The 10,030-nt window shown below is 59.3% G+C and carries 11 protein-coding genes; 2 read left to right on the top strand and 9 right to left on the bottom strand.

From position 1 onward, the window contains the following. The 4 genes from BMX92_RS18645 to rfbA form a co-directional block, all read right to left on the bottom strand. The coding region (locus tag BMX92_RS18645) for a hypothetical protein (RefSeq protein WP_143066723.1) at positions 1–94 on the bottom strand (94 nt) is incomplete at its 3' end. 64 nt (positions 95–158) lie between these two features. Continuing rightward, positions 159–1,019 (bottom strand): dTDP-4-dehydrorhamnose reductase, encoded by an 861-nt coding sequence (gene rfbD / locus BMX92_RS18640; RefSeq protein ID WP_093019270.1) that lies wholly within the window; start codon positions 1,017–1,019, stop codon positions 159–161. Next, positions 1,016–1,561, bottom strand: coding sequence for a dTDP-4-dehydrorhamnose 3,5-epimerase (gene rfbC / locus BMX92_RS18635; protein WP_093019268.1), 546 nt, complete (start codon positions 1,559–1,561; stop codon positions 1,016–1,018). Before rfbC ends, rfbD begins: the two co-directional genes overlap by 4 nt. After that, entirely contained in the window at positions 1,558–2,442 is an 885-nt protein-coding gene (gene rfbA / locus BMX92_RS18630) for a glucose-1-phosphate thymidylyltransferase RfbA (protein WP_093019266.1), read from the bottom strand. The genes rfbC and rfbA overlap by 4 nt, the downstream gene beginning before the upstream one ends. 264 nt (positions 2,443–2,706) lie before the next feature. Between rfbA and BMX92_RS18625 the strand changes: the two genes are divergently transcribed. Then, entirely contained in the window at positions 2,707–3,504 is a 798-nt protein-coding gene (locus BMX92_RS18625) for a sulfotransferase family 2 domain-containing protein (RefSeq protein ID WP_093019264.1), read from the top strand. On the opposite strand, the gene BMX92_RS18620 is transcribed toward BMX92_RS18625, so the two are convergent. The 5 genes from BMX92_RS18620 to BMX92_RS18600 form a co-directional block, all read right to left on the bottom strand. Continuing rightward, positions 3,494–4,693, bottom strand: coding sequence for a glycosyltransferase family 4 protein (locus tag BMX92_RS18620; RefSeq protein ID WP_093019262.1), 1,200 nt, complete (start codon positions 4,691–4,693; stop codon positions 3,494–3,496). The genes BMX92_RS18625 and BMX92_RS18620 overlap by 11 nt on opposite strands. Further along, complete coding sequence (locus BMX92_RS18615; protein ID WP_093019260.1) at positions 4,690–5,346, bottom strand: ABC transporter ATP-binding protein; 657 nt, start codon at positions 5,344–5,346, stop codon at positions 4,690–4,692. Before BMX92_RS18615 ends, BMX92_RS18620 begins: the two co-directional genes overlap by 4 nt. Beyond that, the gene (locus tag BMX92_RS18610) at positions 5,343–6,149 is read right to left on the bottom strand and encodes an ABC transporter permease (RefSeq protein ID WP_093019258.1); all 807 of its coding nucleotides are present in this window, start codon (positions 6,147–6,149) and stop codon (positions 5,343–5,345) included. The genes BMX92_RS18615 and BMX92_RS18610 overlap by 4 nt, the downstream gene beginning before the upstream one ends. Beyond that, on the bottom strand, positions 6,149–6,976 hold the full coding sequence (locus BMX92_RS18605) for a hypothetical protein (RefSeq protein ID WP_256213500.1): 828 nt from the start codon (positions 6,974–6,976) through the stop codon (positions 6,149–6,151). Before BMX92_RS18605 ends, BMX92_RS18610 begins: the two co-directional genes overlap by 1 nt. 494 nt (positions 6,977–7,470) lie before the next feature. Further along, a complete protein-coding gene (locus BMX92_RS18600) occupies positions 7,471–8,496 on the bottom strand; it encodes a polysaccharide pyruvyl transferase family protein (protein ID WP_371262474.1) in 1,026 nt (341 codons plus the stop codon). Between the two features lie 652 nt (positions 8,497–9,148). Here BMX92_RS18600 and BMX92_RS18595 point away from each other — a divergent pair. Continuing rightward, positions 9,149–10,018 carry a hypothetical protein gene (locus tag BMX92_RS18595; protein WP_093019252.1) on the top strand — a complete coding sequence of 290 codons (870 nt, stop codon included), beginning with the start codon at positions 9,149–9,151 and terminating at the stop codon, positions 10,016–10,018. The last annotated feature ends 12 nt before the right edge of the window (positions 10,019–10,030 follow it).

Here is a 10,030-nt window from a genome sequence, read left to right as displayed (position 1 = left end):
CCTTGTCCACGCAAACCACGTCATGGCCAAAGTCCGCAAAACAGGCCCCGGACACAAGCCCAACATAACCCGTGCCGATCATCGTGATTTTCATGTGTAGGTCCGCGTCCTTGCAGGAGGTGAATGACGGTGGTTGCGACGGCTAACAGAGCGCCGCATCATTGTGAAGCGGCTTGCACCCCGGCGATCATCGCCCGCAAATGGGTGCGCCAGTGCGGCGCGGGGCCGCCCAGTGCCGTAAAGGTTTTGCCCTTGTCCAGCACCGAATAGCTGGGCCGCCGGGCCGGCGTCGGATAATCGGCCGTGGCGATCGGCAGGATGCTCACATCCTTGTCCAGCAGGCCCGCCGCGCGCCCTTCCTCATAGATGGCGACGGCGAAGTCGTACCAGCTCGCCGCCCCACTATCGGTATAATGGTGGATGCCCGTAGCGCCCACATCGATCAGCTTCCAGATCGCCGCGGCCAGCGCCGGCGCATAGCTGGGCGTGCCGATCTGATCGGCAACGACGCGGATTTCCGGCCGCTCTTTCATCAGGCGCAGCATCGTATGCACGAAATTGCCGCCAACCGGCGCATAGACCCAGGCGGTGCGCACGATCAGCGCATCCTCACCGGCCAGGCTTTCGCCCGCCAGCTTGGTTTCGCCATAGACGCCCAGCGGGCTGGTCGGCGCATCCGGCGCATAGGGCGTGCCAGCCGTGCCATCGAACACGAAATCGGTCGAAACATGCACGAACCGCGCACCCACGCTGCGCGCCGCATCCGCCAGCGCGCCAACGGCCGTGCCATTGACCGCCATCGCCCGGTCCGCATCGCTCTCCGCCTTGTCGACCGCCGTATAGGCGGCAGCGTTGATGATGACGTCCGGCCGCACGGATGCGACGAAAGGCGCGATCAGATCAGGCTGCGACAGGTCCAGTTCGGCCGATCCGACACAGACTAGAGTGACGCCTTCCGGCGCCGTGGCCTGCAATCCCCGCCCCAACTGCCCGTTGCAGCCGGTGATGAGCGCCTTCATGCGAAGGCCTCGATCTCGTCCAGCGCCTTGCCCTGCTGGTCCTTGCCCGACAGTTGCGGCTCCAGCCCCTCCAGCGGCCATTCGATGCCGACCGCCGGATCATTCCACATCAGCGAATGTTCGGCCGACGGATCATAGGGCGCCGTGCATTTGTAGAGGAAGTCGGTGCCGTCCTCCAGGCTCACAAAGCCATGGGCAAAGCCCGGCGGCACCCAGAACATGCGCTTGTTGGCAGCCGACAGTTCGACGCCTGCCCATTTCCCGAAAGTCGGGCTGGACCGGCGCAGATCGACCGCCACGTCCCACACCCGGCCGGACACGACACGCACCAGCTTGCCCTGCGGATTGGGATTCTGGAAATGCAGCCCGCGCAGCACGCCTTTGGCCGATCGGCTGTGATTATCCTGCACGAAATTCAGGTCCAGCCCCGCCTCGGCAAAGCCCGCCGCATTCCAGCTCTCCATGAAGAAGCCGCGATCGTCACCAAACACGCGCGGTTCGATGATCAGCAGGCCTTCAATGCCCGTCTCGATGATGTTCATGCGAACGCGCCCTTGCCTTCCAGCAGCTTGACCAGATAATTGCCATAGCCGCTCTTCCGCAGCGGCGCCGCCAGCACCTCAAGCTGGGCGTCATCGATAAAGCCCTGTCGCCAGGCGATTTCCTCGGGGCAGCAAATCTTCAGGCCCTGCCGCTCTTCGGTGACGCGCACATAGAGCGACGCATCCAGCAGCGAGCCATGCGTGCCGGTATCGAGCCAGGCATAGCCACGGCCCATGATCTCGACGTTCAGGCTACCCTCTTCCAGATAGAGGCGGTTGAGATCGGTAATTTCCAATTCGCCACGCGGCGAGGGCTTGAGCGAACGCGCCAGTTCGACCGCCCGACCATCGTAGAAATAGAGGCCCGTCACCGCATAGTTGGACTTGGGCTCTTCGGGCTTTTCCTCGATCGTCTCGGCCCGGCCGTCTGCATCGAACGACACCACGCCATAGGCCTTGGGATCATTGACATAATAACCGAATACCGATGCGCCGCTGGTGCGCTGGTCCGCCTTGGTCAAAAGATCGCTCAGACCATGACCGTAGAAGATATTGTCGCCCAGAACGAGGGTCGACGGACTGTCGCCCACGAAGTCCGCGCCAATCAGATAGGCCTGCGCCAGACCACCCGGATCGGGCTGCACCGCATAGGACAGGGACAGGCCCCATTCTTCGCCAGTGCCCAAAAGCGCCTTGAAGGCAGCCGCATCATGCGGCGTCGTGATGATCAATATTTCACGAATGCCCGACAACATCAGCGTTGACAAAGGATAATAGATCATGGGCTTGTCATAAACAGGCATGAGCTGCTTCGACACGCCCTTCGTCAGCGGATAGAGCCTGGTGCCCGATCCCCCGGCCAATATTATACCTTTGCGCAATGTATGCCCTCCTGAATCAAGCGATCTCTAGAGCCAAACTAGATGGACGAAAACTAAGCCCCCGATTTCATCGCCATAGGGCATAGCGGATGGATTTCGCACATGCAAAAACAATCCGGAGGGACCAGCCTTCATTTCGGCGACGCAACACGACGCTTGGTCGCATCCCCCGTCCGCGACGTAAAGCGCGCCCTTCCCTTTCCCTATCAACGCCTTTCGCTTTAGGATGGCGCAAGCCCCGTTCCTGATCGGAGACCATGATTGATGAAAAGACGTGAATTGCTGCACAGCAGGCTCAGCAATGGATCGGTCATGGTCAATGAAGGGCATGGCTTTGCGGCAAAGTTCGCACTTGCCCTCTATCGGCGGCGCGCCATCTATTCCTTCATACCCAAAAATGCCTGCTCGACGATGCGTTTCACCCTGGCGGTCGATAATGGCTTCCTGCGCGCGACGGATTCGATCCAGTGGATTCACGCCAATAATGGCGCCTTCATCGCGCCCCAGCCGGATCTGGCCACGGCCGACTTTACCTTCACCATATTGCGCTGTCCGTTCGACCGACTCGCCAGCGCCTATCTCGACAAGATTGTCGGCATGCATCGCGACGCCTGGGATTTCCGGGAGGAAGGCCATGCCAGCGGCACCGCGATGGACGCCTCCTTCACCGATTTCATCCGCACCATCACCAGCCACAAGAGCAAGCGGCAGAATATCCACTGGCGCCCGCAAAGCGACTTCATGCTCTATGCCGATTATGATCGCTATTATGCTTTCGCTGACATTCCCGCGATGACCCGCGACCTCAAGGCCGTGCTGGATCTCGACATTCTCGACGCCCGTTCGATGACCGGCCATGGCCGCGGCAGTCTGACCAAATTGGACGGCGATTATGCGGATATGCCCGCGCTCGACATCGCCCTGCTCAAACGGGATGGGCAATGCCCGTCGACCCAGTCGCTCTATACGGACGAAACGATCCGGCTGGTCAGCAAATGCTATAAGGACGACATCCGTCTTTACCGCAAGCGCACCGGTCAGCCTTGCCTGTTCATCGACTGACGAGCTTCAGCGCCTTCAACACATCCGCCGTCGTCTCATCCCACCCCCGGCGCACTACCGGAGGCTGGGGGTGATCACAGGGCAACGCCGCCATCAACACCGTCGCCAGGTCCGCCGGGGCATCCGACGGGAAGAAATGCAGGCCGGGCCGCTCCAGTTCGCGGAAAACCGGTAGATCGCGCGCCAGCACCTTTCGCCCCTGATCCAACGCTTCGATGACCGGTAGGCCGAAACCCTCGCCATGGGACGGCACCAGAACCAGCGCGGCCCTGCGGTACAACTCCGTCAGCAATTCGTCGGACACGTCGCTCAGCCAGTGCAGTCGCTCGCTCTTCAGCGGATGCTCCAGCAACCGCTGCTGCAACGCCTCGGTCCGCCAGCCGGGACGACCGGCAATCACCAGCATCGGCGCATCGCCATCGTGCCGCCACAGCCACTCCATCGCATCCAGCGCCTTGTCATGCGCCTTGCGCGGCTCGATCGTGCCGACCATCAGCACCGTCGGAACCGTCGCCATATGATCCAGCAGGGCACGGGCCCGTTCCGCAATGCCCTTGCTTGGCGCGCTGGCCGACAGATCACCGCTCAGCATGATGCGGGCGATCCCGATCTCGCTTGCCCTGCGCCCGCCATGGTCGCCCAGCCAGAGACGAACCTCATCGGCGACATGGGCCGATATGCCGATCAACTGATCGGCGTGGCGCAGCAATATCTTCATCCAGCGCCGAAAATGACGACCGGTGCTGTCGGGAAACCAGCGCGGATGGGTCAGCGGCAACATGTCATAGACGATGATGTGAACCCCCGCCCCCTGACGCTTCCATCCGGCGATTTGCCGCCGGTGTCGCCAGAGGCGATGCGCAGCCAGGTCGAGGCCCAGGAAGATATCGCCCGCCCCTACGCGCACTGGCAGTGGACGATCAGGCATACCCGTGGTCAGAAAATCCGACGCAGCCTCGCAATAGCCACGCTTGACGGTCGCGAATACCGGCACCAGCCGCACGCCGGGCAGATCGGTCGCCAGCAATTGCAGCCAGATCGCCCGCACCACACGCTGGATGCCCGTCCTGGCATCATGCTGGATGATCGTGGAAACATCGACCAGCAATTGCCGATCTTGCGAGCCATCCGCTTGACGGAGGGTGCGCCCGGCAAACAAGCCGCGCACCCACCGCAATGCATCCATCATTCGCTCGCGTGCGCCATGTAAAAGCTATAGGCTTCATCGACATCGTCGAACATAGTCAGTTGCCCGCCAGTCAAAACCCCCGCCTTGTGACAATGCTCGCGTACATAGTTGGCGTCATGCGACACCATGATCATGGCACGATCACCACGCTTTACGTGCAGTTCCTCATGGCAACGGTCACGAAAACGGGCATCACCTACCGCCGTGATTTCATCGATCAGAAAACAGTCGAATTCGATCGCCATCGAAACGGCGAAACCCAGTCGCGCGCGCATGCCGGCAGAGTAGGTCCGAATAGGCTCCCAAAGAAATTTGCCCAATTCGGAAAAGGCTTGAACTTCGTCGACCTTCTCATCCGGATCGACGTCATAAACGCGACAGATGAAGCGCAGATTATCGTAACCCGTCAAAGAATGCTGGAATGCACCAGAAAAAGCGAGCGGCCAGGACACCGTCATATTCCGGGTCACTTTGCCACGTGTCGGGCTCTCGGCGCCGCCAATAATTCGGACCAGAGTCGATTTCCCCGCCCCGTTTCGACCGAGAATGCCCACCTTCTCGCCTTTGGCGATTTGCAGATTTACATCCTTGAAAACCAGATGCCGTCCATAACGGGTCGCGTAGCTTTTCCCTACATCTTCCAGGGCAATCATTGCGGCACCAGATCATTCTCGACTGCCCGGATCTGGATCAAGGCCAAGCCAGTCAACACGGTACACACCACCGCCACATAGCCAAGGTCATAATGGGCCGTGAAATGCGATCCAAAAAAACCATCCCGCACGCACTCAATCCCATGCACCATCGGCAACCAAAGCACAAAAGTCTGCATGCTGGGTGGAAGCGAGTCGACCAGAAAGGCCGCCCCGGAAAGGGGAAAGAGAATGTAGGAACAAGGATGCCAGAATTTGTCGATCAGTTCATGCCGATGCGACACTCCACCCAGGAACATGGCCAATGACACACCGAACCAGGCCAGCATAAGCCAACCCTCGACCACTTTAAGCGGGTCTTCCGGCATCGACAGCCATCCCAAGGCGCCGAAGAAAAGCGTCAACACCACGAAGGACGTCGCGACACCGGACATTTCCAACACTAGGCGCGACAGGAAGATATCTATTACTTTCACGTTGCGATGATACATTAACGACAGATTTGGTTCGATCGAGCCAATCAGGCGCGAAGCCATGTTCCTCCAAACCAGCACGCTGGAATAGCCGGTCACGGCAAAGGCCGTGATCGGCAGATCAGACCCATGAACAGTCTTTGTCAGTGTCCAGAGCGTGGTGACGCCCAACGTAAAAATCATCGGCTCGACGAAAAGCCACAGAAAGCCGATATTATGGCGCCCGTACCGGGTAATCATCTCGCGCCGCACCAGCGCCCAGATCACCCGCTGCTGAACCGCCCAAGCCCGAAGCAGGCTGCGACCGCTTGATCGGCCCTCGATCGCCATCAGTCGTGGTGCTCCCGTACACCTGCGGTCAACATGGTCAGGATGCCCCAAGCAACCAGGCCAAGAACAAAGGTGCTCAAAATGCCGCGCAGCCGCTTGGGCTCATCGGATGAGTCAGGCAGACTGGGCTGGGCGATCCGTTCGATATAGGCACGCTTGCGACGCGCCTCATTGCGCGCGTCCTGATAGGATGCGATCGCGGCGCCCAATTGCTTGTCGGCAACCTCGCTTTCGAGCTGCAAGCGCTGATATTCGGCCGCCGTTGCCGCCAGCGACGTGCGATTGCCGACAACCTGCCCCATTTGCGCATCGATCTCACGACCCAATTCGGCAATGCGTGACGTTAGGACCGGAATTTGGGGATTTTGCGGCGTAAAAGCACGCAACTGCACCAGTTCGGTCTTGGTCGAGATCAATTCGTCCTGCAATTTGGAGATCATCTGCAACTGCGTCGACGCCTGCCGCTCAGGATCCACGACGCCGCTACGGTTCCTGTAATTGGACAAGGCAACAGCCGCGTCACGCGCAACCACCTTTGCCTCCACCAACTCCTTGTTGGCATAATCGATCAGGTCGGTACGCCCACGCAGATTGAGGCGATTCACCATATCCTCGGCGCGTTCCAGAAGACGCTCGTTGATCGCCTCAGCGTCCTTGGGCGTAAATGCCCGGACACGCAAAGTCGTGATCGAAGACGCAGTCTCGTTGGCCACTTCCAGCTTGTTGACATAGAAGCGATACAAACGTTCACCGATCGCCTGCTGCCCCAAAGGGTTGAAGCGATTGAAGATCGATGCGCCGCCACCGGTGGTGTAGGCGCGCGTCACCAGCCCATCCTTGTTCACAGCCGCCAACGCATCACGCGACAGGATATAATCGCGCGTGACAAGAGCTTCGCTATTGTCATTGGAAAAGCCGCTAGCCTTTAGCAGCATCCCCAAGCCCGCAGAACCGCTACCCTTGTCGGGACTCCGGACGACAAAGCGCGATTCGGACATGTAAACATCCGAAGCGAACAGGCCGAAATAGAGGATGGAGAGAAAGGTGGGCACAGCCACCGTGACAAGGAACAGAGGGCTTTTCAGGCCAGCTAATTTTTCGGTGATATTGCTCATCAAGCCCCAGCAAGCCGAGTTGTTTCACAGGGTGGTAAGCGTGCGCTGCAACAAAGTCCAGCGCCCAATCGCTGCGGCTCATCGCAGCAAAGAGGCATTCAACGGCACAAACCCCACAACCAATAAAAAAAGGGCGATTGTTGCAGATGCAACAATCGCCCTTTTTATGCGGATGGAGAATGCGGCACTGACCGCACCCCCTTCTATCAGTCGACAGGTATTTCAGGACCCAGATTGGTCTCGACATTATTGCCCTGAAAGAAGCGGACGAAGCGGTTATAATAATGGACCTGCTTCCGATTGAAGGCATCGAAAGACGCATCATCATAAAGCTGCTGCACGTCCACGCCCTCCTTCAGCAGCTTGCGCGCCGAAACATGGGGAATGCCGGCCTGATTCGCCATTTCGACCGTTCGGGTATCATGCGTCACCAGCATGGCGGGGGTACCGCCCAACAAGGTTGCAATCACGCCGTGAAGACGCGTGCCAATGGCAAAGTCCATGGTCGATGCATAATCGGTCCAGGTGCCAACATCGGTGAAAATCTTCAGGTTGGACTTGAGATAGTCGACGACCGCACCCTTGTCCTCGCTGCCATAGACCTGCGCCAGATAGTCCAGTTCATCCGGCGCCGTCTCAGCCGTCAGTTCGCCACGCGCAAACTGCATATCCAGCCGCTCGGTCTGGGCGACATAATCATAGCCCTTTTCCATCGCCAGACGCATCATCACCAAGCCGATATGCGACTTCGCCTTGGCACTGAACATATTGGGTTCGTCATCATAGCGCGTTCCGCTGATGCTGACCTTCGAGATGGGGCCGCTTTTCTTGTCGATCTGGGGCGGGCCGTCAATGCGCCACAAAAGCGACGGGCATCCGGTGACCGTAACGTTGGTGACGCCCGCGCTGGCAACTACGTCAGCTGTAAACGCGCCGCGAACCGACAGATTCTTGCAACGCTCCGACACCACCTTCAGAAAACGCTGGGTACCGGGCAGCAATTCGGGGATAGCGCTGTCAAAGGACTGCGCACCCAGCCCCAATATAACAGTCGGCAGGTTCGCGCGCTCAATCAGGGCGGCCAGGCCACCCAGATCACGGCGGCCGGTCAGCCAGTTGGCGGCCGGAATGATGATGCCGTCATGATTCTCCCGAACGTAGTTCGGATCAAAACCCATGCCAGCCGAAGGCTTCTCATGCTTCGCGACGCGACGCGACGCGGAAAAGAACATGAGGTTACCGGTATTCAGCCCCGTTTCGGTCAGAATTTCATCGACCGTCTTATCCGCTGCATTTTCAACTGAACCAGGACGCGAGGAAAAATAGGGATTTTTCATTACTATCCACAATCGTTGAGTGGGAGGAGCGGTATCAGTAGCCTGATATAATGTCCTCTAACCGAGCGTTTTATCGCTTGCAACCGCGATACTTTCCCAGCACGATTTTGCAGTGCGGCAAAAATGTCGCATCGAAGCGGCATCATCCCCGACAACGGACAGAAAACCGCGATTTGCCGCCGCACCTCCCGGAGAAGGATATGACAAACCCCAGCCGCGACACAAAACTCCATGGCTTGAGGAATCTTTTCTGCCGTTCGGCTCGAATTCATCTGAGATGGGCGACGATAGGGCAGTAAATGGAGTTCAACCATGATCGCCATTCTGATGAACATGCTCCTGCCCATGGGCGCCCCACCATCCCGCCCCCTTCCCCAACCAACCGCGCCACTCGCCATCACGAGGCTCCTGCCGACCAGCGCATTGTCTTTTCCTGGCCCAGCCAGCGCTGCCCGGACAAGCGCATGCTGCCCGATGCCCCGGTCCGCGCCTTCCCCGTGCCGACGGCCAGATCAGCCTCATCGCGGCTTCCTATGTCAACTGGACCATGACCGGCTCCAGCTTCGACACGCTCAAAACCGATTGCCGATCCGTCTTTGGGCCTGACGATGCCGGCGCCGGCGATCAGGCATGGATCGAAGCCACCTATACGCCCGATGGCCGCACCGTAGGCGCCCTGCTCAGTTGCGAGATTTCCGACGATAAACGTTCCGGCAACTGCATCCCCGCAGCGGGCAACAGCTGCTGGCTGGGCGACATCATCGCCGCACGGTCGGCCGACATGGGACAAAGCTACAGCAAGGGGCCGATCGTCGCGAGCCTTGGCAACAAACGGACCCCCAATGGCAGTCGCTACGGCGCCTTCACCACCAGCAATATCGTGCGCGGGGCCGACGGCTTCTACACGCTCGCCTTCCTCGAATCGAAAGGCGTGGTGCGCGGCAATTGCCTGCTGCGCAGCGCCGATCCGCTTGATCCTGCAAGCTGGCGCGGATGGGATGGGCAGGGTTTCACACTGGCCATGGGCACGCCGGAAAGCGCGCAACGCTGCGCGACGCTCAACAATCTGGATCAGCCGGTCCGTTCGATTGCCTGGATACCCGCCAAAAAGCGGTGGATTGCCGTGTTGGCCGCCAGCCAGCCTGGTAATGGCGCCGGCTTCTATTTCTCCGAAAGCCCCGATCTTCGCCGCTGGAGCGGCCTCAAGCTGATTGCCAAGGCATCCATATCCGGCGGGCCGGGCAACCGCCAGAGGCGCTGGATCTATCCCGTAATTCTCGATCCGGACAGCAAGTCACGCAATTTCGATACGATCGGTCATATGGATGCCCTGCTGATCTACACCGATCATTCCCCCTCACAAGGCAAAGGGCCTGATCGCAAAGACCTTGTCGCGGTAAAGGTTCATATCGACTGATCGGCCTGAACC

Source organism: Sphingobium sp. YR768 (assembly GCF_900111125.1).
Taxonomy (GTDB): Bacteria; Pseudomonadota; Alphaproteobacteria; order Sphingomonadales; family Sphingomonadaceae; genus Sphingobium.
This window is presented reverse-complemented; position numbering and strand designations above follow the sequence as displayed.